This is a genomic window from Pseudomonas faucium (assembly GCF_021602585.1).
Classification (GTDB): Bacteria; Pseudomonadota; Gammaproteobacteria; order Pseudomonadales; family Pseudomonadaceae; genus Aquipseudomonas; species Aquipseudomonas faucium.
Window position 1 is genome coordinate 151,014 of sequence record NZ_BQIP01000010.1, and the last position, 21,808, is coordinate 172,821.

Here is a 21,808-nt window from a genome sequence, read left to right on the forward strand (position 1 = left end):
ACTTTTCGCACCAAAATGAGGCCGCGCTACGACACACCAATACGGTTTTACCCAGCGCATCTACTCAACATGAACAGTCGCCGGTAACACATTGACTTTTATGACAGGTTTTTGCTTTTCCGGTGACATTTGTTTTGGCACACCATCATACAAGCCACACCCCGTATTTCCGGCACTTTTCCACCTGCGGCCCAGGGTGTTGTGAAAATTTCATCAAGCGTTGTTAATTTTGAGCACGCTTGTTGCATTCCTTTCACGCCAAGTCGGCACGACACCTGCATGATGCGGTGGACGCGACAAATAACAACAGCGGCATTGGATTCACCAGGGAGTTTCTTCAACCGCAGCCGACACTTACGGCTTGCATGGGGTGACAGGAACAGCGCTGGGGTTGTACGCCCGGTTAAACCGGCGCGTGATTTGCGACACGGAAATACCTATAAGCGACATGGCTATAAAGTTCCCGAAAGGTTTTATATACCCATATCGCCAACAACAGTCAGCGTGCTATACATTTCCGCCGACATAACAAGAAAGAGCTGCCCCATATAACTAAAAAACTTGGGCGCAGCGGTACTCTTCCTAAAAACCAAAGGAGCAAATCACGATGCGCGTGATGAAGTGGAGCATGATCGCCCTGGCCGTTTCGGCAGGGACCTCGCAAATGGCCCTGGCATCTTCCCAGGACGAGTCCAAGGGTTTCCTCGAAGACAGCAAGCTGAACGTCAAGACTCGCATGCTGTACTTCAGCCGCGACTACCGTAACAACCCGGCTGGCAGCCAGAGCCGCGTAGAAGAAACCGGCCTGGGCTTCCTGGGCACCTACGAGTCGGGCTTCACCCAAGGCACCGTCGGCTTTGGTGTCGACGCCATCGGCATGCTGGGCCTGAAACTGGACAGCGGCAAAGGCCGCCACTCCACCGGCCAGTTCCCGACAGACGGCGACGGCCGTGCGCAGGATGAGTTCTCCGAAGGCGGCGGCGCGGTAAAAATGCGCATCTCCGATACCGTGCTGAAGTATGGTACCCAGTTCACCGCACTGCCAGTGCTGGCCACCGACGACAGCCGACTGCTGCCGGAAACCGTCGAAGGCGCGCTGATCACCAGCAGCGAAATCAAGGGCCTGACCCTGAACGCTGGTCACTTCACCGCCCTGAACGCCCAGTCTGAAAGCGACCACGACAGCCTGCACCTGAAGAAAGCCGATGTCGTCGGCGGCACCTACGCCTTCACCGACAACCTCAGCACCAGCCTGTACTACTCCAAGGTCGAAGACTACTGGCGCAAGTACTACGCCAACGTCAACTGGGCGCTGCCAATCTCCGACAAGCAAGGCCTGGTGTTCGACTTCAACATCTATGACACCAAGAGCGATGGCCAGGGCCTGCAACGTGCCGAGAACGATGGCACCACCAAGCTCGACAACCGTGCCTTCAGCCTGTCGGGCGCGTACAACATCGGCGCCCACACCTTCACCCTGGCTTACCAGAAAGTCACCGGTGACGGCGACTACGGTTACGGCGTGGACGGCGGCGGCACCATCTTCCTGGCCAACTCCGTGGCCCGTTCCGACTTCAACGCCGAAGACGAGAAGTCCTGGCAGGCTCGCTACGACCTGAACTTCGCCGAGTTCGGCGTGCCAGGCCTGACCTTCATGACCCGTTACGTGCGCGGTTCCGATGCCAACACCGGCACCACCAGCAACGGCAAGGAATGGGAACGCGACATCGACATCAAGTACGTGCTGCAAGAAGGCCCTGCCAAGGACCTGAGCTTCCGCGTGCGTCAGGCCACCTACCGTTCTTCCGATGGCGTCTACTACGGCTCCCCATCGCTGGACGAACTGCGCCTGATCGTCGAGTACCCGCTGAGCATCCTGTAAGCCTGGCTTATAGCGTGCCCCGCACATGAAAAAGCCCGGCCAACCCGCCGGGCTTTTTCTTGGCTGACAACGGCCCCCGCCTGGGGCATTCTGTACGCCTTCGTTTCGCCCCCGTACAATGCGGGGTCATTTCAATGTCTTAGGCAATCGACACGGCTAACCATGCGCACCAGTCAATATTTGCTCGCCACCCAGAAAGAAACCCCTGCCGACGCAGTGGTCATCAGCCATCAGCTCATGCTGCGTGCCGGCATGATCCGCAAACTGGCCTCCGGCCTGTACACCTGGCTGCCGATGGGCCTGCGAGTCATGCGCAAGGTCGAAGCCGTGGTACGCGAGGAAATGAACGCCGCCGGCGCCCTGGAAGTGCTGATGCCGAGCATCCAGCCAGCCGAACTGTGGCAGGAATCCGGCCGCTGGGAGCAGTACGGCCCTGAGCTGCTGCGCCTCAAAGACCGCCACAACCGTGATTTCTGCGTCGGCCCGACCCACGAAGAAGTCATCACCGACCTGGCCCGCAACGAGCTGTCCAGCTATAAACAGCTGCCGCTCAACATGTACCAGATCCAGACCAAGTTCCGTGACGAGATCCGCCCGCGCTTCGGCCTGATGCGCGGCCGCGAGTTCATCATGAAGGACGCCTACTCCTTCCATGCCGACCAGGCTTCCCTGCAGGAAACCTACGACCGCATGCACCAGGCGTACTCCAACGTCTTCACCCGCCTGGGCCTGGACTTCCGCCCAGTGCAGGCCGACACCGGCTCCATCGGTGGCAGCTACTCCCATGAATTCCACGTGCTGGCCGAGTCCGGCGAAGACGACGTGATCTTCAGCGACAGCTCCGACTACGCCGCCAACATCGAGAAGGCCGAGGCCATCCCGCGCGAAACCGTGCGCCCGGCCCCAACCGAGGAGCTGCGCCTGGTCGATACCCCGGATGCCAAGACCATCGCCCAGCTGGTCGAGAACTTCGGCCTGCCGATCGAAAAGACCGTCAAGACCCTGATCGTGCACGGCGCCGAAGAAGGCAAGCTGGTGGCCCTGGTGGTGCGTGGCGACCACGAGCTCAACGAAATCAAGGCCGCCAAGCTGGAACAGGTCGCCGACCCTGTGGTCATGGCCACCGACGCCGAACTGCGTGAGGCCATTGGTGCCGGCGCCGGCTCCCTCGGCCCGCTGAACCTGCCGCTGGAATGCGTGATCGACCGCTCTGTCGCCCTGATGAGCGACTTCGGCATCGGCGCCAACATCGACGACAAGCACTACTTTGGCGTCAACTGGGAGCGTGACCTGCCTGTCCCGGAAGTCGCCGACCTGCGCAACGTCGTCGAGGGCGACCCAAGCCCGGACGGCCAGGGCACCCTGGTGATCAAGCGCGGCATCGAAGTGGGCCACATCTTCCAGCTCGGCACCAAGTACAGCGAGGCGCTCAAGTGCCAGGTACTGGGCGAGAACGGCAAGCCGGTCACCCTGGCCATGGGCTGCTACGGCATCGGCGTGTCCCGCGTGGTCGCCGCTGCCATCGAGCAGAGCTATGACGACAAGGGCATCATCTGGAACGACGCCCTGGCTCCGTTCCAGATCGCCCTGGTACCGCTGCGTTACGAAACCGAAGTGGTGCGCGAGGCGACCGACAAGCTGTACGCCGAACTGACCGCTGCCGGCTTCGAAGTGCTGCTGGACGACCGCGACAAGAAGACCAGCCCCGGCATCAAGTTTGCCGACATGGAGCTGATCGGCATCCCACACCGTATCGTCGTCAGCGACCGCGGCCTGGCCGATGGCAATCTGGAATACAAGCACCGCACCGAGCAGGACGCCCAACCGCTGCCGCTCAATGAAGTGCTGAGCTTCCTGCAGGCCCGCGTTCGCCGCTGATAATCAATGCACGAGTGATCATGTCCAAGCGAAGTACCTTTACCCTGGGGGGTGCCGCACTGTGCGGCACCCTGCTCGTCAGCGGCTGCGCCAACCAGATGTCCCAGCGCAGCGAGCATGAGGAGCGCGTCGAGCGCAAACTGCTCGAGCACACCCTGCAGATCGATGTCGGCGAGCCCAAGGTGATGGAGCTTCCGCAACGGCGCGTGCGCATCCATGAACAGAAGCGCTTCGAAGTCACCGAGTTCGAAGTGACCCGGCGCTACGACCGCTATACGCCGTACCAGCCTTGGCGGGAGATCTACGAGATCCCGCTGGGCGCAGTGGCCGTGGTGGCCGGTGTCGGCGCCAACGTGGTCAACGTGTTCGCCCTGGGCAATCTGCCCGACAGCGTTACCCACGACTGGCTCAGCTATGGCGTGGCCGGGCTCAACCCGTTCATGAACGTGCAGTCCAATGGCCGCGCCCAGCAGAACCTGGCCGGGATCAGCGAAGTGCAGAAGGACAAGCGCGAGGAATTCACCAGCCTGCCGTGGAGCGAGCGCCTGGTCGAAGTGAAGGCAGGCAAGCTGACCCACGAGCTGACCACCGACAGGAACGGCGTGCTGCGCCTGAACCTGCTGGACAGCCCATTCTCCGAGCAGCACCTGAACCACGTCGGCACCCTGCACCTGCAGGTGGTCGATGAGGAAAATGCGGTGCGCGGCGATGCCAGCCTGCTGGTCAGCACGACCTTGCGCAATAAACTGCAGGAAGCCCACGAGCTGATTTTCGATGACCTCGAAGACGACGATGTGGGCCAGTGGGTGCACCGGGTCAAGCGCCTGTCGGAGCTGGGCCTGGAAGAGGAAGCCAGCGAGATGGAGCAGAGCCTGGTCGAGCTGACCCGCAACGACCCGGAGCTGCAGAAGGAGTTTCTGCAGGCACTGACCAAAGCTACCGGGCGACTGGTAGCCGACCCCGGCGTGCAATAGATGATTGAACAAGGGCTGCTTCATGCAGCCCTTTTCATTTATCCGCGAACAACTCCAGTTGCTCGTGCGCACCGCGCAAGTCCCGCAACCTGACCCCCACCCCCAGCAACCGCACCGGCTTGCCACCCCGCGCGAAGGCCTGGCGCAGCAATTGCCGATAGCTTTCCAGGTCGCGCCCTGCCCCCGCTTGCTCCAGGGTGGTCTGGCTGAAGTCATGGAACTTCACTTTCACGAAGGGTTTTTCTGGCCGGTAGCTGCTGTCCATGCGCGCAATTCGCTCGTTCAGGCTGTCGAGCAGCTCTGGCAGGCGCTCAAGGCAACTGGCCAGGTCCGGCAGGTCGGTGTCGTAGGTGTTCTCCACGCTCACCGATTGGCGCCGGCTGTCATTGTGCACCGCGCGCTCGTCGATGCCTCGCGCCAGCCCCCACAGCCGCTCGCCGAAACTGCCGAACTCGCGCACCAGGTTCAGCCGGGGCCATTCGCGCAAATCCTGGCAGGTAACGATCCCCAGGCGCGCCAGCTTGTCTGCCGTGACCTTGCCCACCCCATGCAGCCTGGCGACCGGCAAAGCAGCGACAAAGGCCTCGACCTGGTCGGGGGTAATCACGAAAAGCCCATTGGGCTTGCGCCAGTCACTGGCGACCTTGGCCAGAAACTTGTTCGGCGCCACGCCCGCCGACACGGTGATATGCAGGGTGCGGGCAACGCGCCGGCGGATGTCTTCGGCGATGCGCGTGGCGCTCCCGGCGAACCATTGGCTGTCACTGACATCCAGGTAGGCTTCATCCAGCGACAACGGCTCGATCAGTTCGGTGTAGTCACGGAAAATCGCGTGGATCTCGCGTGAGGCTTCGCGGTAGGCCTCGAAACGCGGTTTGACGATCAGCAGGTCAGGGCACAGCTTGAGCGCATGGCGCGACGACATGGCCGAACGCACGCCATAGGCTCGGGCTTCATAGTTGCACGTGGCAATCACCCCACGGTGGTCGGGCGAACCGCCCACCGCCATCGGCCGCCCTGCCAGGCGCGGGTCGTCACGCATCTCGATGGCGGCGTAGAAGCAATCGCAGTCGATATGGATGATCTTGCGCAAAGACATGGACGACCGTCAGCACTGTAAATTCATACAGATAGTAGCGCATGCAACCCCACGGCTCCCAGCCCGGCTCGATAATCGGCCTGAAAGGCCCGCCACAGCTGCGCTGCGGGCCCTATTCAAGCGCTAAGGGTTTGAACGAAAAAGGTTTTTTTGAAGTAAAAGCTTGACATAGGGAAGTAATTCCGTAGAATTCGATCTCACAGGCGCGGGATGGAGCAGCCTGGTAGCTCGTCGGGCTCATAACCCGAAGGTCGTCGGTTCAAATCCGGCTCCCGCAACCAGATTCGAGAAAAGGCCACTGTTAACGCAGTGGCCTTTTTCTTTTGCCCGAAAATAAGTCGCTGGTGTTAATTTCAAGTAAATCAACAACTAACGCTTGACGGCAGGCTGAGAAGCTGTAGAATTCGATTCCACAGGCGCGGGATGGAGCAGCCTGGTAGCTCGTCGGGCTCATAACCCGAAGGTCGTCGGTTCAAATCCGGCTCCCGCAACCAGATTCGAGAAAAGGCCACTGTTAACGCAGTGGCCTTTTTCTTTGCCTTGAATAAGCTGCAGTGAATAAAAACCCGGACAGGCAACGATAATGCTTGACCACAACTGTTGAAGCTGTAGAATGCGCCCCTCTGACGCGGGATGGAGCAGCCTGGTAGCTCGTCGGGCTCATAACCCGAAGGTCGTCGGTTCAAATCCGGCTCCCGCAACCATATTCGTCAGAACAAACCCCGCCTGTGTAACAGCAGCGCGGGGTTTGTTGCATTTCATCGGCTAAAAAACCCTTCCCCTCCCCTTTGCCGACCGCCAACCCGCAGGGTTGAGATATCTCCTACAGGATGAACTATCTTTAACCGTGCCGGACGACTGAAAGTAACGTTGCCCGGAGTACTATCTGGACACGTTTTCCAAAGGGACTTTCACTTGGCCGCACCTTTCCCGAACCTCGCGCTGCATGCACGGGGTAATCAATGACTTCCCACAACCCCGAACCCCAGGTTCCACTTGCTGCCGCATTGCCTACCGCCGCGCAACGCCTGCCCTGGCTCGAACGTTTGAGTCGCTATCGCCAGCCGATCGGGCTGGGCGTGACCCTGTTGCTGTTCGGCATGGCGCTGATCGCCTGTCGCCACCTGTTGAGCGAGCTGGACATCTATGCGCTGCACGATGCCATGCTCAGCGTGCCGGCCCAGTCCCTGCTCGGCGCCTTCATGGCAACGGTGGTCGGCTTCGTGATCCTGCTGGGTTATGAATGGTCGGCAAGCCGCTATGCCGCCGTGAAGCTGCCGGCGCGCACGCTGCTGCTGGGCGGTTTCAGCGCATTCGCCATTGGCAATGCCATCGGCCTGTCGATGTTGTCGGGTGGCTCGGTGCGCTATCGCCTGTATGCCCGCCAAGGCCTGGGCGCCGCTGAAGTCGCACGCATGACGGTGTTTGCCAGCCTGTCGCTGGGCTGTGCCCTGCCGCCGCTGGCGGCACTCGCCACCTTGAGCAACCTGCCGGCCGCCTCGACCGCCTTGCGCCTGCCCGCCAGCGTGCTGGCCGCGATTGCCATCGCGGTGCTGGCACTGACCCTGGTGCTGGTCATCGGTTTGTACCGGCGCCGCCTGGCGGAACAGCCGCTGGCAGACAGCCTGTTGGTGCAACTTGGCCGGCGTACCCTGCGCCTGCCTGGCGCCCGCCTGGCTGCATTGCAACTGCTGATTACCGCCCTGGACGTCGCGGCCGCCGCCACCGTGCTCTACCTGCTGCTGCCAGAAGCGCCGCCATTCGGCGCCTTCGTACTCGTTTATCTGCTGGCCCTGGCGGCCGGCGTGCTGAGCCATGTGCCCGGCGGCGTCGGCGTATTCGAGGCCATCTTGCTGGCGGCCTTCGCCGACCAGCTCGGCGCCGCGCCCCTGGCGGCGGCCCTGCTGCTGTACCGCCTGATCTACGTGGTGCTGCCGCTGCTGGTAGCGTGCGTGCTGTTGCTGGCCAACGAGGCGCGCCGCCTGCTGTTCGCCCAGCAGGCAATCAAGGCTGCGTCCGGGCTGGCGGCGCCGATCCTGGCCATTCTGGTGTTCCTCTCCGGGGTGGTCCTGCTGTTCTCCGGCGCCACCCCGGAGATCGATACCCGCCTTGAGCACATGGGCTTTTTGGTGCCGCACCGGTTGATCGACGCCTCGCACTTCGGCGCCAGCCTGATCGGCGTGCTCTGCCTGCTGCTGGCCCAGGGCCTGCGCCGGCGCCTGTCGGCAGCCTGGCTGCTGACCACGGTGCTGCTGCTGATGGGCGCAGTGCTGTCGCTGCTCAAGGGCTTCGACTGGGAAGAAGCCACGCTGCTGACCGCCACCGCCGCCCTGCTGGCGCTGTTCCGCCGGTCGTTCTATCGCCCGAGCCGCCTGTTGGAGCTGCCCTTCTCGCCCATCTACCTGGTGGCCAGCGCCTGCGTGGTCGGCGCCTCGGTGTGGCTGCTGCTGTTCGCCTACCAGGACGTGCCCTACAGCCATCAATTGTGGTGGCAGTTCACCCTGGATGCCGATGCCCCGCGCGGCCTGCGAGCAGCCATGGGCAGCGCCGTCCTGCTGGTGATCGTCGCGCTGACCTGGCTGTTGCGCACCGCCCGCCCAACCATCCACCTGCCCGACGCAGAGGAACTGCAGCGTGCCAACCGCATCGTGCTGGCCTCCGACCAACCGGACGGTGGCCTGGCATTGACCGGCGACAAGGCCCTGCTGTTCCACCCCAGCGACAATGCCTTCCTGATGTACGCCCGCCGTGGCCGTAGCCTGGTGGCGTTGTACGACCCGATCGGCCCCGCCCAGGAGCGTGCCGAGATGATCTGGCAGTTCCGCGACCTGTGCGACCTGCACCACGCCCGCCCGGTGTTCTACCAGGTGCGCGCGGAGAACCTGCCGTTCTACATGGACATCGGCCTGACCGCGCTGAAGCTGGGCGAGGAAGCCCGCGTCGACCTGCGCCGCTTCGACATCGAAGCCAAGGGCAAGGAGATGAAAGACCTGCGCTACACCTGGAACCGCGGCGGGCGTGACGGCCTGAGCCTGGAAATCCACGAACCCGGGCATGCGCCGCTGGCCGAGCTTAAGGAAATTTCCGACGCCTGGCTCGGTGGCAAGAACGTACGCGAGAAGGGCTTCTCGCTGGGGCGCTTCAGCCCCGAGTACCTGCAGCACTTCCGGATCGCCCTGATTCGTTTCCAGGGCCGCCCAGTGGCGTTTGCCAACCTGCTGGAAACCCATGGCAACGAACTGGCCAGCCTCGACCTGATGCGCGCGCATCCCGAGGCGCCCAAGCTGACCATGGAATTCATGATGGTTGGCCTGATCCTGCATTACAAAAGCCATGACTATGGCCGCTTCAGCCTGGGCATGGTCCCGCTTTCCGGGCTGCAACCTCGGCGTGGCGCGCCTTTGACCCAACGCTTGGGCTCGATGGTGTTCCGCCGTGGCGAGCAGCTTTACAACTTCCAGGGCCTGCGGCGCTTCAAGGACAAGTTCCAGCCGGACTGGGAACCCCGTTACATGGCCGTGCCGGCCGGGCTCGACCCGCTGGTAGCACTGGCTGACACTGCCGCCCTGATCGCTGGCGGCTTGACTGGATTGGTGAAACGTTGATGATCCGACGCTATTGGCTGTACGTACTGATACCCCTGTTGCTGGCTGCCCTGGCCGGTGCCGCGGCGTTCTGGGTGTGGACCCGCCCAGCTCCGGAAGCACGCCTGGAGCAACTGACCCTCAATGACACCAGCATGACCCGCGTCACCCCCGGCGTGCATGCCAAGGCCCGGGTCGCCATCGGCGTGCCCCAGGACCAGGCCTTGACCGACAAGCAGCTGCTGGACCTGAGCCAGGCCGGTGAAGCCCAGCTGGTGCAGGTGATCCTGCCGCCTGGCGACTGCAGCAAGCAGCAACAGGCGATGGACCAGGCACTGACCCAGCTGTCCGACAAGCCGACCCTGGTAGCCGGTATCGGCCCAGGTGCATCCCAGGCCTGGCGCTGGCTGGCCGCGCAGACCGACGACAAGGCCAAGGCCATCTCGGTGGACTTCAACATCGAACAGCCCGGCTGCCCTGCGGCGCTGCCCAAGGCGGCGGCCCACGGCCATTGGAACGTTGCCTGGAACGACAACCCGGATGACGCCAGCGCCGCCTTCGTGCGCGATCAGGCCAATGCCGAAACCAGCATCAGCGACTACGACATCCACCTGCCGCAAGTGCTCAAGGCGCAGCTGACCCAGGCCCTGGTCGGCCATGACGGCAACGCCCTGGCCATACCGGTGGTGGAAGTGCCGGCCGGGCAAACCACCGACACCGTCACCCTGTTCCTGTCCGGCGACGGCGGCTGGCGCGACCTGGACCGCGACGTGGCCGGCGAGATGGCCAAGCTTGGCTACCCGGTGGTGGGCATCGACACCCTGCGTTACTACTGGCAGCACAAGACCCCCGAGCAAAGCGCCGCCGACCTGTCCGAGCTGATGCAGCACTACCGGCAGAAGTGGGGCACCAAGCGTTTCGTGCTGACCGGCTACTCGTTCGGCGCCGACGTGCTGCCGGCGATCTACAACCGCCTGCCCGCCGAAGACCAGCAACGCATCGATGCGGTGATGCTGCTGGCCTTTGCCCGCAGCGGCAGTTTCGAGATCGAGGTGGAAGGCTGGTTGGGCAAGGAAGGCCAGGAAGCACCGACCGGGCCGGAAATGGCCAAGCTGCCGGCGTCCAAGGTGGTGTGCGTGTACGGCGTGGAAGAGACCGACGAGAGCGGTTGCACCGACAAGACGGCCGTGGGCGAGCGCATGAAGCTGCCGGGTGGGCATCACTTTGACGAGAACTACCCGCAACTGGCCAAGCGCTTGATCGACGAGATCGAGACGCGCCAGGGAAAATCCAGCGTCGCTGACAAGAACTGAAGGTATATGGGGGCTGCGTTGCAGCCCCAATCGCCGGCAAGCCGGCTCCCACAAATAGACCTGTAGGAGCGGCCTTGTGTCGCGAAAGGGCTGCAAAGCAGCCCCCGCATTCACTCAAATCTCGACCTGCGTCCCCAGCTCGATCACCCGGTTGAGCGGCAGGTTGAAGAAGCGCAAGTTGCCGTTGGCGTTCTTCAACAGAAACGCGAACAGGTTCCCCCGCCAGCGCGACATCCCCTCCAGCCGCGAGGCAATCACCGTTTCCCGGCTCAGGAAGTAGGTGGTGCGCATCGGGCTGAAATCCAGCTCGTCCAGGTGGCACAGTTTCAGCGCCGCCGGCACGTCCGGCTCGTCCATGAAGCCAAAGTGCAGCAATACGCGGAAGAACCCGTCGCCATACGACTCCACCTCGAAACGCTCCTGCTCCGGCACCCGCGGCCGGTCTTCGCTGACCACCGTCAGCAACACCACCTGGCTGTGCAGCACCTGGTTGTGCAGCATGTTGTGCAGCAGCGCATGGGGCACGGCATCGGGCCGCGCCGTCAGGAACACCGCGGTCCCTTCGACCCGGTGCGGCGGCTGCACGCGAATGCTGCTGATGAACACCGGCAGCGGCAACCCGCCTTCATCGATACGCTCGACCAAAATCTGCTTGCCACGCTTCCAGGTACTCATCAGCAGGAACAACACGCCCCCTGCCAGCACCGGGAAGGCACCGCCCTGGACGATCTTCGGCACGTTGGCGGCGAAGAACAGCCCATCGACCAGCAAAAAGCCCACCAGCACCGGCACGGCGAGCAGCGGTGGCCATTTCCACAGCAGCAGCATCACCGCCGAAACCAGGATGGTGGTCATCAGCATGGTGCCGGTCACCGCCACGCCATAGGCCGCAGCCAGCGCGCCGGACGATTCGAAACCGATCACCAGCAGCACCACGCCGACCATCAGCGTCCAGTTCACCGCACCGATGTAGATCTGCCCCTGCTCGTCGCTGGAGGTGTGCTGGATCTGCATGCGCGGGATGTAACCGAGCTGGATGGCCTGGCGGGTCAGGGAGAAGGCCCCGGAAATCACCGCCTGCGAGGCAATCACCGTGGCCATGGTCGCCAGCCCCACCAACGGCAGCAGGGCCCACCCCGGTGCCAGCAGGTAGAACGGGTTGCGCGCGGCGTCAGGGTTCTGCAGCAAGATTGCGCCCTGGCCGAAATAGTTGAGCACCAGCGCCGGCAGCACCAGGGCGAACCAGGCGCGGGCGATCGGCTTGCGGCCGAAATGGCCCATGTCGGCGTACAACGCCTCGGCACCGGTCAGCGCCAGCACCACCGCGCCGAGGATGGCCACGCCCATGCCGGGGTGGACCACGAAGAAGTTGACGGCCCAGCCTGGGTTGAATGCCTTGAGCACTTCCGGGCTCTGCGAAATGCCATGCACGCCCAGCGCGGCCAGCACCAGGAACCAGCAGACCATGATCGGGCCGAACGCCTTGCCGATCTTCTCCGTGCCATGCTTTTGCACCAGAAACAGCGCCACCAGCACCACCAGCGAGATCGGCACCACCCAGTGATCGATGCCGTCGAACGCCAGGCCCATGCCCTCCACTGCCGACAACACCGACACCGCCGGGGTGATCATGCTGTCGCCGTAGAACAAAGAGGCGCCGATCAACCCGCAGATGACCATCAGCGTACGCAGCCGCGGGTAGGCCGCCGTGGCCCGCCGCGCCAGCGCGGTCAGCGCCATGGTGCCACCCTCGCCCTGGTTGTCGGCACGCAGGATGAACATCACGTACTTGAACGACACCACCCACAGCAGCGACCAGAGGATCAGCGACAGGATCCCCAGCACCCCGTCATGGTTGACCGGTACGCCATAACCGCCAGTGAACACTTCCTTGAGGGTATACAACGGGCTGGTGCCGATATCGCCATAGACCACCCCAACAGCTGCCACCAGCAGGCTGATCGAGCGTGTCGCCCCCTGCCCGCCCTCGGCGTGACTGCTTGCCTGAACCATCGACCACTCCCGCAAACGGCCCCAACGGCCGGTAGATTTCACCCCTACGCCAGGGCATCAGCGATACCCGGACGCAACGGCGCGAAGCATAGCGCAGCGTTCGTCGCTTTTGTGCTGGTCAATCGACCTTGCGCTCGCTAGAATTGCGCACTTTTTGATCAGAGGCGCCCACAGCGCCCGCCAAGCTCGCCCTGCCACCGGTGGGGCGAACTGCATTCAATACCGAGGTTAGTCATGTCCACCACTCCCGCCACCCCTAAGGTCGGATTCGTCAGCCTCGGCTGCCCGAAGGCTTTGGTCGATTCCGAGCGCATCCTTACCCAACTGCGCATGGAAGGCTATGAAGTCGTGCCCACCTACGAAGACGCCGATGTGGTGGTGGTCAACACCTGCGGCTTCATCGACAGCGCCAAGGCCGAATCGCTGGAAGTGATCGGCGAAGCGATCAAGGAAAACGGCAAGGTCATCGTCACCGGCTGCATGGGTGTCGAGGAAGGCAACATCCGCGATGTGCACCCAAGCGTGCTGTCGGTCAGCGGCCCGCAGCAGTACGAGCAGGTGGTCAATGCCGTGCACGAAGTGGTGCCGCCACGCCAGGACCACAACCCGCTGATCGACCTGGTGCCGCCGCAGGGCGTCAAGCTGACCCCGCGCCACTACGCCTACCTGAAGATTTCCGAAGGCTGCAACCACAGCTGCAGCTTCTGCATCATCCCGTCGATGCGCGGCAAGCTGGTCAGCCGCCCGGTCGGCGAAGTGCTGAGCGAGGCCGAGCGCCTGGTCAAGGCCGGCGTCAAGGAAATCCTGGTGATTTCCCAGGACACCAGCGCCTACGGCGTCGACGTCAAGTACAAGACCGACTTCTGGAACGGCCGCCCGGTCAAGACCCGCATGCTCGAGCTGTGCGAAGCGCTGAGCAGCCTGGGTGCCTGGGTGCGCCTGCACTACGTGTACCCGTACCCGAACGTCGACGACGTGATCCCGCTGATGGCGGCCGGCAAGATCCTGCCGTACCTGGACATCCCGTTCCAGCACGCCAGCCCCAAAGTGCTCAAGTCGATGAAGCGCCCGGCCTTCGAAGACCGCACCCTGGCGCGCATCAAGAACTGGCGCGAACAGTGCCCTGAGCTGGTGATCCGTTCGACCTTCATCGTCGGCTTCCCGGGCGAGACCGAGGAAGACTTCCAGTACCTGCTGGACTGGCTGACCGAAGCCCAGCTCGACCGCGTCGGCTGCTTCCAGTACTCGCCCGTGGAAGGCGCGCCGGCCAACGACCTGGGCCTGGACGAAGTCCCGGACGACGTCAAGCAGGACCGCTGGGACCGCTTCATGGCGCACCAGCAGGCGATCAGCGCCGCACGCCTGCAACTGCGCATCGGCAAGGAAATCGAAGTGCTGATCGACGAAGTCGAGGAACAGGGCTCGGTGGGCCGCAGCTTCTTCGATGCGCCGGAGATCGACGGCAGCGTGTTCATCGATGGCGACCATGGTTTCAAGCCGGGCGACAAAGTGCGTTGCCGCGTGGTCGATGCCGATGAATATGACATGTGGGCCGAGCCTGTCTGAGGCCTGCCCCATGTGACCAAGCCCCGCCCACTGGCGGGGCTTTTTTTTGCATCTATGGTTTCCTCAATGGCCCCTGAGGATCACCGGCATGCACATGGCACTGACGCTGCAAACCCCGCACCTGAAGGACTACCCGGAGCTGGTGCAGGTGTGGGAAGACTCGGTGCGCGCCACCCACCATTTCCTGCCCGACGCCTACATCCTGCTGCTGCGCGAGCATGTATTGCGCAGCTACCTGGACGCCGTGATGCTCATCTGCTGCAAGGACCGCCAACGCATCTGCGGCTTTGCCGGGGTCGCCAATGGCCGTGTCGACATGCTGTTCGTCGCCCCCACCTACCGCGGCCGCGGCGTCGGCAAGCGCCTGCTGCGCTATGCCATCCGCGAACTGAACGCCGAAACCCTGGATGTCAACGAACAGAACCCGCAGGCATTGGGCTTCTACCTGCACGAAGGCTTCGAAGTGATCGGCCGTTCGGAAACCGACGGCTTGGGGCAACCCTATCCCTTGCTGCACATGAAGCTGATACCTACATAGGATTAGGACTTCGGTGTAGGACGCCGTGCAATGTTTCCGAAATGGCGCATTTGACACAGATTCCCATCATCTGGCGGCCACGGGCAGGTACAATGGAGGTCTTTCCCTGCCTTGCGAATCGACCTCCATGTCCGAACCCATCCGCCTGTCCAAACGCCTCATCGAGCAGCTCGGCTGCTCACGCCGCGAGGCCGAGTTGTATATCGAGGGGGGCTGGGTCACGGTCGATGGCATCGTCGTCGAGCAACCGCAGTTCAAGGTGGACGGCCAGCGCGTCGAGCTGCTGCCCGGGGCCAAGGCCGAAACCCTTGAACCGGTGACCCTGCTGCTCAACCAGCAAGCCGGCGTCGACAACGAGACGGCCCGCGCCGGCATCAACCTGGGCAACCTCAGCGAAGCCCACCGCGAAGCTGTGCGGCCGCTGCATGGGCACTTCGCCCGCCTGGCCTGCGTTGCGCCGCTGGAACGTGGTGCCAGCGGCTTGCAGGTATTCACCCAGGACTGGCGGGTAACCCGCAAGATCGAGGCCGACCTGCGCAAGCTGGAGCAGGAATACATCATCGAAGTACGCGGCGAAACCACGCCCCAGGCCTTGGAAAGGCTGGCGCGCGGGGCCACCCGCAATGACCGGGAGCTGCCCAAGGCCAAGGCCAGCTGGCAGAACGAAACCCACCTGCGCCTGGCCTTGAAAAACCCGCAACCTGGGCAGATTTCCGAATTGTGCGCCTACCTGCGCCTGGAAGTGCGCAGCATGCGCCGCATTCGCCTGGGTGGCGTGCCCATGGGCAAGCTGCCCCTGGGGCAATGGCGTTACCTGGCCAGCACCGAACGTTTCTAAGCAATACGCCGCGCCACAGCGCGGCTCTGAACAGGATTCTGTAGCAATGAACCACAACGATGTCCTGCGCAGCCTGCGCTACATGCTCAAGGTGAACGACGCCAAGATGGCCGAAATCATCGCGCTGTCCGGCCTCGAGGTTAACCCGGTGGTGCTCGCCACCTACCTGAAGAAAGAAGACGAGGCAGGCTTCGTGCGCTGCCCCGAGCGGGTCATGGCGCACTTCCTCGACGGTTTGGTGATCCACCGCCGGGGCAAGGACGACAGCCGCCCACAACAGCCGGTGGAGCTGCCGGTGACCAACAACACCATTCTCAAGAAGCTGCGGGTGGCCTTCGAGCTGAAGGAAGAGGACCTGCACGTGATCCTCAAGTCGGTCAACTTCCCGGTGTCCAAGCCTGAACTGAGCGCGCTGTTTCGCAAGGTCGGCCATGACAACTACCGCCCTTGCGGCGACCAGCTGCTGCGCAACTTCCTCAAGGGCCTGACCCTGCGGGTGCGCGGCTAGGTGGCCATGCAGCATACCGTCTCGCCGGTCGGCATCGTGCGCTCCTGCTTCAAGGAGAAGTTCGCCATCCCGCGCCAGCCACAGCTGGCACCGGCGGCGCGCGGGGTGTTGGAATTGCTGCCACCGTTCGACCAGGGCGATGCCGTGGAGGGTCTCGAACAGGTCAGCCATGTGTGGCTGCTGTTCCTGTTCCACCAGGCCCTGGAGGAAAAGCCCCGCCTGAAGGTGCGCCCTCCGCGCCTGGGCGGTAACAAGAGCATGGGCGTGTTCGCTACCCGCGCGACCCACCGGCCCAACGGCATCGGCCAGTCGGTGGTGCGCCTGGAGGGCGTGGAGCCGGGGCGGCTGCTGCTGTCCGGGATCGACCTGCTCGATGGCACACCGGTGCTCGATATCAAGCCCTATGTGCCCTACGCCGACAGCATCGCCGGGGCCACCAACCTGATGGCCAGCGCCGCGCCACAGGCGATTGCCGTGCAATGGCATGACGACGCCCTGCCCCAGGCCAGGGCCCATGCACTGCGCCTGGGCGAGCCGCTGGTGGAGCTGATCGAGCAATGCCTGGCCCAGGACCCACGGCCGGCCTACCAGGTGCCTGCACCTGAGCGGGTATATGGGGTGAAGTTCTGGGATGTGCAGGTACGCTGGCAGTATCCGCAGGCCGACGTGATTCGGGTGCTGGAAGTGGTACGCGACAGCTGAGGTTCGCTGAATGCCGGGCAATAAAAAACGCAGGCCATGGCCTGCGTTTTTTATTGCTGCTATCGCCTTACTTCTCGACGAAAGCACGCTCGATCAGGTAGTCGCCTGGCTCGCGCATGCGCGGCGAAATCTTCAGGCCGAAGCTGTCGAGCACTTCGCTGGTTTCATCGAGCATGCTCGGGCTGCCGCAGATCATCGCACGGTCGTCCTGCGGGTTGATCGGTGGCAGGCCAATGTCGCTGAACAGCTTGCCGCTGCGCATCAGGTCGGTCAGGCGGCCCTGGTTCTCGAACGGCTCGCGGGTCACGGTCGGGTAGTAGATCAGCTTGTCACGTACCGCCTCGCCGAAGAACTCGTTCTGCGGCAGGTGCTCGGTGATGAACTCGCGGTAGGCCACTTCGTTCACGTAACGCACGCCGTGTACCAGGATCACCTTCTCGAAACGCTCGTAGGTTTCCGGGTCCTGGATGACGCTCATGAACGGCGCCAGGCCAGTGCCGGTGCTCAGCAGGTACAGGTGCTTGCCCGGGTTCAGGTCGTCGAGCACCAGCGTGCCGGTAGGCTTCTTGCTGATGATGATCTCGTCGCCTTCCTTCAGGTGCTGCAGCTGGGAGGTCAGCGGGCCGTCCGGCACCTTGATGCTGAAGAACTCCAGGTGCTCTTCCCAGTTCGGCGACGCGATGGAATAGGCGCGCATGAGCGGACGGCCATTGTCCTGTTGCAGGCCGATCATCACGAACTGACCGTTCTCGAAGCGCAGGCCCGGGTCGCGGGTGCACTTGAAGCTGAACAGGGTGTCGTTCCAGTGATGCACACTGAGGACACGTTCGTGGTTCATGTTGCTCATCTATGGGGCTCCTGAAGAAAAACGCAGCGCGCAAGACGCGCAGTTGCGCGATAGTTTAGGGGCAGCGACAATATCTGTTAACTGAATTATCAAGATATGTGTTATCGGTTATATAGATATGCGATTCACACTTCGTCAGCTTCAGGTCTTCGTTGCCGTGGCCCAGCACCAAAGCGTCTCTCGAGCCGCCAGCGTGCTGGCTTTGTCGCAATCGGCCGCCAGTACGTCAATCACCGAACTCGAGCGTCAATCGAGCTGCCAGCTGTTCGACCGCGCGGGCAAACGCCTGGCCCTCAACGCCCTTGGCCATCAGTTGCTGCCCCAGGCGGTTGCCTTGCTCGACCAGGCCAAGGAAATAGAAGACTTGCTCAACGGCAAGTCGGGGTTCGGCTCGCTGGCGGTGGGCGCCACGCTGACCATCGGCAACTACCTGGCCACCCTGCTGATCGGCAGCTTCATGCAGGTGCACCCGGAAAGCCAGGTGAAGCTGCACGTGCAGAACACAGCCCATATCGTGCACCAGGTGGCGCAGTACGAAATTGATCTGGGTCTAATCGAGGGTGACTGCAACCACCCGGACCTGGAGGTGCAGCCTTGGGTCGAAGATGAGCTGGTGGTGTTCTGTGCGCCGCAGCACCCGCTCGCCAAACTGGGCCGGGCCGATGTCGAGAGTTTGTCGCGTGAGGACTGGATCTTGCGCGAGCAGGGCTCCGGCACGCGCCTGACCTTCGATCAGGCCATGCGCCATCATCGCGCCAACCTCAACATCCGCCTGGAGCTGGAACACACCGAGGCGATCAAGCGCGCCGTGGAGTCGGGCCTGGGCATCAGCTGCATCTCGCGCATGGCCCTGCGCGACGCCTTCCGCCGTGGCAGCCTGGTGCCGGTGGAGACGCCGGAGCTGGACCTGATGCGCCAGTTCTATTTCATCTGGCACAAGCAGAAATACCAGACCTCGGCCATGCGCGAATTTCTCGAGCTATGCCGCAACTTCACCGCGGGCTTTACCCGCAGTGATGAAATCGTGTTGCCGCCGATCGCTTAGAGCAGGATCACGCCCCACACCAGCGCAACCATGGTCAACGCCACCAGCTGCGCGGCGCTGCCCATGTCCTTGGCATTCTTGGACAACGGGTGGCGCTCCAGGGAGATGCGGTCGATGGCCGCTTCCACCGCAGAGTTGAACAGCTCGACGATCAGGCCCAGCAGGCACACCGCGATCATGATCGCCCGCTCCGCACGGCTGACCGGCAGCCAGAAGGCGATCGGAATCAGCAGCACATTGAGCAGCACCAGCTGGCGGAAGGCGGCTTCACCCTTGAAGGCGGCGCGCAGGCCGTCCAGCGAGTAGCCGGCGGCGTTGAAGATACGTTTGAGGCCGGTCTGGCCTTTGAATGGCGACATGTGAGTCACTTCACAGATAAAAGGCCAGCAGACTAGACCGGCTCGGGTCAAAAAAGCGTGAAGACGCAAGGCCTCAGTTGCTCGCAACCGATTCAAGTTGTTGCAAAAGCAACGCCGCCTGGGTCCGGGTGCGCACGCCAAGCTTGCGGAAAATTGCCGTCACGTGGGCCTTGATGGTCGCTTCCGACACACTCAGCTCATAGGCGATCTGCTTGTTCAGCAAGCCTTCGCAGACCATGGTCAGCACGCGGAACTGCTGCGGCGTAAGGCTGGCAAGGCCTTCGCTGGCGGCCTTGGCCTCGGCCGACACGTCGACCTTCTCGAACGCCTGCGGTGGCCACCAGACGTCGCCGTCGAGCACCTTGCGCACGGCATCCTGGATGACTTCCAGGCCGCTGGACTTGGGAATGAAACCACTGGCGCCGAACTCGCGCGACTTGACCACCACAGCTGCCTCTTCCTGGGCCGAAACCATCACCACCGGAATCTGCGGGTACTGCCCGCGCAGCAGGACCAGCCCGGAGAAACCGTAGGCGCCCGGCATGTTCAGGTCGAGCAGGACCAGGTCCCAATCGGACTTTTCGCTCAGGCGGGTTTCCAGTTCGGCGATGCTCGCCACCTCGACAAGGCGCACATCCGCGCCCAGGGCGAGGGTAACGGCCTGGCGCAGAGCGCCACGAAACAGCGGGTGGTCATCGGCTATCAGGATTTCGTAAGTGGCCATCGATGTATGGATCCTGTTCTGTGCAGGCGCATGCGGGGTAGTGATAGCGCCTGGCGGGGAATCGGCGCCAAGGATGCCGAGCACGGTCGGGGGTGGTCAAGCCAATCGCCCAGCCGTCTCGCCCACCCTGGCTGCCAGCTCCGTCATTATGAACCAAAGCGGGGCACCTGCCCCTTGGACTATAGGAAGGTATGCAAACGCTGGTGGACATCGTCCTGCTCATCCAGCGGCAGGCGACGCTTGCCACTGAGGTAATGCAGGCTGAACACATCCAGGTAGGCATCCAGGGCCTGCGAGGCCTGGCTGTCGCCTGCCAGCTCCAGGCACATGGCTGCGACTTCCGCCGTGCAGAAATGATCGTCCCGCTTGGAGCGGCGCAAGCGGTAGCGCGACATCTGCTCGGCTTGCAGGCTCAACACCGGGAAGCGATCCAGGTACGGGCTCTTGCGGAACATCTTGCGCGCTTCGGTCCAGGTGGCATCGAGCAGGATGAACAGCGGGCGCTTGCCCGGTACACGTTGCACCTCGCTCACGACGCGCTCCTGGGCAACGAATTCACCTGGGAAGACGATGTAGGGTTGCCACTGCGGGTCTTCGAGCAGCGCCAGCAGGTTTTCGTCCACGGAGGTGCGCAACCAGCCGAAGGCCGAGGTGTCCTCGATCAGGTCGGCAATCAGCCAGCCGGTATTGGTGGGTTTCAATGGCTCGGTGTCATGCATCAGCAGGCACACCCCCGAGTCGGCCTGCACCCGCGGCTTCCAGGCACACAGGCAATGGCTGGCGATGACCCGACATGCAGGGCAGCGCTCGGCACGTGAGCCGCGCGCGATGAACGGTTTGATGCTGCGTGCCAAGCGTTCGGCGCGCAGGCGCGCTACCGCATGGCTCATGCTGGCAAGCCTCTGACAAGGTTGTGACTGGACACTACGAAAACTCGGGCTGAACAAAGCGCCAGTCTACCAGAGCGGGCGTCATTTGCCGTGCAGCAGCAAGGGCGGCTCCCTTATAATCGGCGCTTTGGCGGTTGCCCATCTGCCAGTGGCGTTGCGGTTTTCATGGAACGCCGGCCACCTGCGCATGTCAAAGCGCCAGTCATCGAACCAGGAGAGATTCATGCTGCGTCTTATCGCCCCGGCCCTGAGCCTGTTGCTCGCACTGCCACTCGCCGCCCAGGCTGCGTCCAAGCAGGAGTTCGAGTTGAACAAGATGCTGCAGAAAGTTGCCCAGGAGAGCAGTGTCGGCACCCCACGCGCCATCAACGAAGACATCCTCGACCAGGGCTACACCGTCGAAGGCAAGGCCCTGATCAACCACCTGAGCGTGCGCGCCGAGCATGCCGCGCGCATGCAGGCGAACCCGGCACAGGTGCGCAGCCAGCTCGGCGACAGCGTGTGCCGCAACAGCGGTTTTCGTAACCTGATGTCCAAGGGCGCGGTGATGGTCTACCGCTTCACCGTCTATAAGACCAACCAGCCGGTCATGGACCAGGCGTTCGATGCTGCCAGCTGCTCGGCCGGCAACAAGAGGAAGTGATCAGGTACTAACCTGCACACCTTCCGCGCGCCGAGCTTCTTCATCGGCGCGCATCTCCGCCAGCAGCGCCTGCAAGTAGCGTGACTGGCACTCAAGCGTTGCCAACCTGCGACGGCACTCCTCCTCCAGGCTCACATGGTGATCCTGCGCTGCATTCTCCAGCTGCTGATACAGCTCCCGGTCCACCTCGATGACCAAGCGATACATAGGCCACCTCCCGCATCGACACGTTTCGCTTCTCCAGTTAACCAAACCCTTGGCAACCATGGCCGAGCTCCGACGAGTGGCCCTGGCCGCCCTGGCGGCAGGAACCGGCGCGAAGGTCTAGATTGATAGCGTAGAGCGACAAAACAACAAGAAGATGGACTGACACCCTGCATCACGGCCTGAAGGCCAACTGCAATG

Annotated in this window: 19 protein-coding genes and 3 tRNA genes; 15 read left to right on the plus strand and 7 right to left on the minus strand. The window is 63.0% G+C overall.

The window, feature by feature from the left end; genetic code table 11:
* The first annotated feature begins 607 nt into the window (after nt 1-607).
* From L6D75_RS14245 to L6D75_RS14255, 3 genes are all read left to right on the plus strand, one after another.
* Nucleotides 608-1,882: an OprD family porin gene (locus L6D75_RS14245; protein WP_176511583.1), complete on the plus strand. Its 1,275-nt coding sequence runs from the start codon at nt 608-610 to the stop codon at nt 1,880-1,882.
* A 162-nt stretch (nt 1,883-2,044) separates the two neighbouring features.
* Nucleotides 2,045-3,760 (plus strand): proline--tRNA ligase, encoded by a 1,716-nt coding sequence (locus L6D75_RS14250; protein ID WP_176511582.1) that lies wholly within the window; start codon nt 2,045-2,047, stop codon nt 3,758-3,760.
* Between the two features lie 20 nt (nt 3,761-3,780).
* A complete protein-coding gene (locus L6D75_RS14255; RefSeq protein WP_176511581.1) occupies nt 3,781-4,734 on the plus strand; it encodes a hypothetical protein in 954 nt (317 codons plus the stop codon).
* Nucleotides 4,735-4,768: 34 nt separating this feature from the next.
* On the opposite strand, the gene dinB is transcribed toward L6D75_RS14255, so the two are convergent.
* Complete coding sequence (dinB, locus tag L6D75_RS14260) at nt 4,769-5,827, minus strand: DNA polymerase IV (protein ID WP_176511600.1); 1,059 nt, start codon at nt 5,825-5,827, stop codon at nt 4,769-4,771.
* 210 nt (nt 5,828-6,037) lie between these two features.
* On the opposite strand from dinB, the gene L6D75_RS14265 reads away from it, so the two are divergent.
* The 5 genes from L6D75_RS14265 (at nt 6,038) to L6D75_RS14285 (ending at nt 10,730) form a co-directional block, all read left to right on the plus strand.
* A tRNA-Met gene (locus L6D75_RS14265) sits at nt 6,038-6,114 on the plus strand.
* Between the two features lie 136 nt (nt 6,115-6,250).
* Nucleotides 6,251-6,327, plus strand: a tRNA-Met gene (locus L6D75_RS14270).
* 133 nt (nt 6,328-6,460) lie between these two features.
* A tRNA-Met gene (locus tag L6D75_RS14275) sits at nt 6,461-6,537 on the plus strand.
* Nucleotides 6,538-6,795: 258 nt separating this feature from the next.
* The gene (mprF, locus tag L6D75_RS14280; RefSeq protein WP_176511580.1) at nt 6,796-9,438 is read left to right on the plus strand and encodes a bifunctional lysylphosphatidylglycerol flippase/synthetase MprF; all 2,643 of its coding nucleotides are present in this window, start codon (nt 6,796-6,798) and stop codon (nt 9,436-9,438) included.
* On the plus strand, nt 9,438-10,730 hold the full coding sequence (locus tag L6D75_RS14285) for a virulence factor family protein (RefSeq protein WP_176511579.1): 1,293 nt from the start codon (nt 9,438-9,440) through the stop codon (nt 10,728-10,730). Before mprF ends, L6D75_RS14285 begins: the two co-directional genes overlap by 1 nt.
* 114 nt (nt 10,731-10,844) lie before the next feature.
* Here the strand turns inward: L6D75_RS14285 and L6D75_RS14290 are convergent, their stop codons facing one another.
* On the minus strand, nt 10,845-12,743 hold the full coding sequence (locus L6D75_RS14290; protein ID WP_176511578.1) for a potassium transporter Kup: 1,899 nt from the start codon (nt 12,741-12,743) through the stop codon (nt 10,845-10,847).
* Nucleotides 12,744-12,977: 234 nt separating this feature from the next.
* Between L6D75_RS14290 and rimO the strand changes: the two genes are divergently transcribed.
* The 5 genes from rimO (at nt 12,978) to tsaA (ending at nt 16,895) form a co-directional block, all read left to right on the plus strand.
* Entirely contained in the window at nt 12,978-14,309 is a 1,332-nt protein-coding gene (rimO, locus tag L6D75_RS14295; RefSeq protein ID WP_176511577.1) for a 30S ribosomal protein S12 methylthiotransferase RimO, read from the plus strand.
* Nucleotides 14,310-14,397: 88 nt separating this feature from the next.
* Complete coding sequence (locus tag L6D75_RS14300) at nt 14,398-14,847, plus strand: GNAT family N-acetyltransferase (protein ID WP_176511576.1); 450 nt, start codon at nt 14,398-14,400, stop codon at nt 14,845-14,847.
* 127 nt (nt 14,848-14,974) lie between these two features.
* The gene (locus L6D75_RS14305) at nt 14,975-15,685 is read left to right on the plus strand and encodes an rRNA pseudouridine synthase (protein ID WP_176511575.1); all 711 of its coding nucleotides are present in this window, start codon (nt 14,975-14,977) and stop codon (nt 15,683-15,685) included.
* 46 nt (nt 15,686-15,731) lie between these two features.
* A complete protein-coding gene (locus L6D75_RS14310) occupies nt 15,732-16,193 on the plus strand; it encodes a YehS family protein (protein ID WP_176511574.1) in 462 nt (153 codons plus the stop codon).
* A gap of 6 nt (nt 16,194-16,199) precedes the next feature.
* Nucleotides 16,200-16,895 (plus strand): tRNA (N6-threonylcarbamoyladenosine(37)-N6)-methyltransferase TrmO, encoded by a 696-nt coding sequence (gene tsaA, locus L6D75_RS14315; RefSeq protein WP_176511573.1) that lies wholly within the window; start codon nt 16,200-16,202, stop codon nt 16,893-16,895.
* Between the two features lie 67 nt (nt 16,896-16,962).
* Here tsaA and fpr read toward each other — a convergent pair whose 3' ends face one another.
* Entirely contained in the window at nt 16,963-17,742 is a 780-nt protein-coding gene (gene fpr, locus L6D75_RS14320) for a ferredoxin-NADP reductase (protein WP_023381933.1), read from the minus strand.
* 118 nt (nt 17,743-17,860) lie between these two features.
* On the opposite strand from fpr, the gene finR reads away from it, so the two are divergent.
* Nucleotides 17,861-18,787: a LysR family transcriptional regulator FinR gene (gene finR / locus L6D75_RS14325; protein ID WP_176511572.1), complete on the plus strand. Its 927-nt coding sequence runs from the start codon at nt 17,861-17,863 to the stop codon at nt 18,785-18,787.
* Here the strand turns inward: finR and L6D75_RS14330 are convergent.
* From L6D75_RS14330 to L6D75_RS14340, 3 genes are all read right to left on the minus strand, one after another.
* On the minus strand, nt 18,784-19,146 hold the full coding sequence (locus tag L6D75_RS14330; protein ID WP_008094698.1) for a diacylglycerol kinase: 363 nt from the start codon (nt 19,144-19,146) through the stop codon (nt 18,784-18,786). The two genes, finR and L6D75_RS14330, sit on opposite strands and share 4 nt — an antisense overlap.
* A gap of 73 nt (nt 19,147-19,219) precedes the next feature.
* The gene (gene erdR, locus L6D75_RS14335) at nt 19,220-19,870 is read right to left on the minus strand and encodes a response regulator transcription factor ErdR (protein WP_176511571.1); all 651 of its coding nucleotides are present in this window, start codon (nt 19,868-19,870) and stop codon (nt 19,220-19,222) included.
* Between the two features lie 179 nt (nt 19,871-20,049).
* Nucleotides 20,050-20,760: a tRNA-uridine aminocarboxypropyltransferase gene (locus L6D75_RS14340; RefSeq protein ID WP_176511570.1), complete on the minus strand. Its 711-nt coding sequence runs from the start codon at nt 20,758-20,760 to the stop codon at nt 20,050-20,052.
* A 223-nt stretch (nt 20,761-20,983) separates the two neighbouring features.
* Between L6D75_RS14340 and L6D75_RS14345 the strand changes: the two genes are divergently transcribed.
* On the plus strand, nt 20,984-21,403 hold the full coding sequence (locus tag L6D75_RS14345) for a quorum-sensing-regulated virulence factor family protein (protein ID WP_176511569.1): 420 nt from the start codon (nt 20,984-20,986) through the stop codon (nt 21,401-21,403).
* Here L6D75_RS14345 and L6D75_RS14350 read toward each other — a convergent pair whose 3' ends face one another.
* Complete coding sequence (locus tag L6D75_RS14350) at nt 21,404-21,610, minus strand: hypothetical protein (protein ID WP_176511568.1); 207 nt, start codon at nt 21,608-21,610, stop codon at nt 21,404-21,406.
* Between the last annotated feature and the right edge of the window lie 198 nt (nt 21,611-21,808).

What these genes read in the sequence shown, in the direction of transcription:
- L6D75_RS14245 (WP_176511583.1), top strand. Translation starts at nt 608, where the DNA reads ATGCGCGTGATGAAGTGGAGCATGATCGCCCTGGCCGTTTCGGCAGGG.
- L6D75_RS14250 (WP_176511582.1), top strand. Translation starts at nt 2,045, where the DNA reads ATGCGCACCAGTCAATATTTGCTCGCCACCCAGAAAGAAACCCCTGCC.
- L6D75_RS14255 (WP_176511581.1), top strand. Translation starts at nt 3,781, where the DNA reads ATGTCCAAGCGAAGTACCTTTACCCTGGGGGGTGCCGCACTGTGCGGC.
- mprF (WP_176511580.1), top strand. Translation starts at nt 6,796, where the DNA reads ATGACTTCCCACAACCCCGAACCCCAGGTTCCACTTGCTGCCGCATTG.
- L6D75_RS14285 (WP_176511579.1), top strand. Translation starts at nt 9,438, where the DNA reads ATGATCCGACGCTATTGGCTGTACGTACTGATACCCCTGTTGCTGGCT.
- L6D75_RS14290 (WP_176511578.1), bottom strand. Translation starts at nt 12,743, where the DNA reads ATGGTTCAGGCAAGCAGTCACGCCGAGGGCGGGCAGGGGGCGACACGC.
- rimO (WP_176511577.1), top strand. Translation starts at nt 12,978, where the DNA reads ATGTCCACCACTCCCGCCACCCCTAAGGTCGGATTCGTCAGCCTCGGC.
- L6D75_RS14300 (WP_176511576.1), top strand. Translation starts at nt 14,398, where the DNA reads ATGCACATGGCACTGACGCTGCAAACCCCGCACCTGAAGGACTACCCG.
- L6D75_RS14305 (WP_176511575.1), top strand. Translation starts at nt 14,975, where the DNA reads ATGTCCGAACCCATCCGCCTGTCCAAACGCCTCATCGAGCAGCTCGGC.
- L6D75_RS14310 (WP_176511574.1), top strand. Translation starts at nt 15,732, where the DNA reads ATGAACCACAACGATGTCCTGCGCAGCCTGCGCTACATGCTCAAGGTG.
- tsaA (WP_176511573.1), top strand. Translation starts at nt 16,200, where the DNA reads ATGCAGCATACCGTCTCGCCGGTCGGCATCGTGCGCTCCTGCTTCAAG.
- fpr (WP_023381933.1), bottom strand. Translation starts at nt 17,742, where the DNA reads ATGAGCAACATGAACCACGAACGTGTCCTCAGTGTGCATCACTGGAAC.
- finR (WP_176511572.1), top strand. Translation starts at nt 17,861, where the DNA reads ATGCGATTCACACTTCGTCAGCTTCAGGTCTTCGTTGCCGTGGCCCAG.
- L6D75_RS14330 (WP_008094698.1), bottom strand. Translation starts at nt 19,146, where the DNA reads ATGTCGCCATTCAAAGGCCAGACCGGCCTCAAACGTATCTTCAACGCC.
- erdR (WP_176511571.1), bottom strand. Translation starts at nt 19,870, where the DNA reads ATGGCCACTTACGAAATCCTGATAGCCGATGACCACCCGCTGTTTCGT.
- L6D75_RS14340 (WP_176511570.1), bottom strand. Translation starts at nt 20,760, where the DNA reads ATGAGCCATGCGGTAGCGCGCCTGCGCGCCGAACGCTTGGCACGCAGC.
- L6D75_RS14345 (WP_176511569.1), top strand. Translation starts at nt 20,984, where the DNA reads ATGCTGCGTCTTATCGCCCCGGCCCTGAGCCTGTTGCTCGCACTGCCA.
- L6D75_RS14350 (WP_176511568.1), bottom strand. Translation starts at nt 21,610, where the DNA reads ATGTATCGCTTGGTCATCGAGGTGGACCGGGAGCTGTATCAGCAGCTG.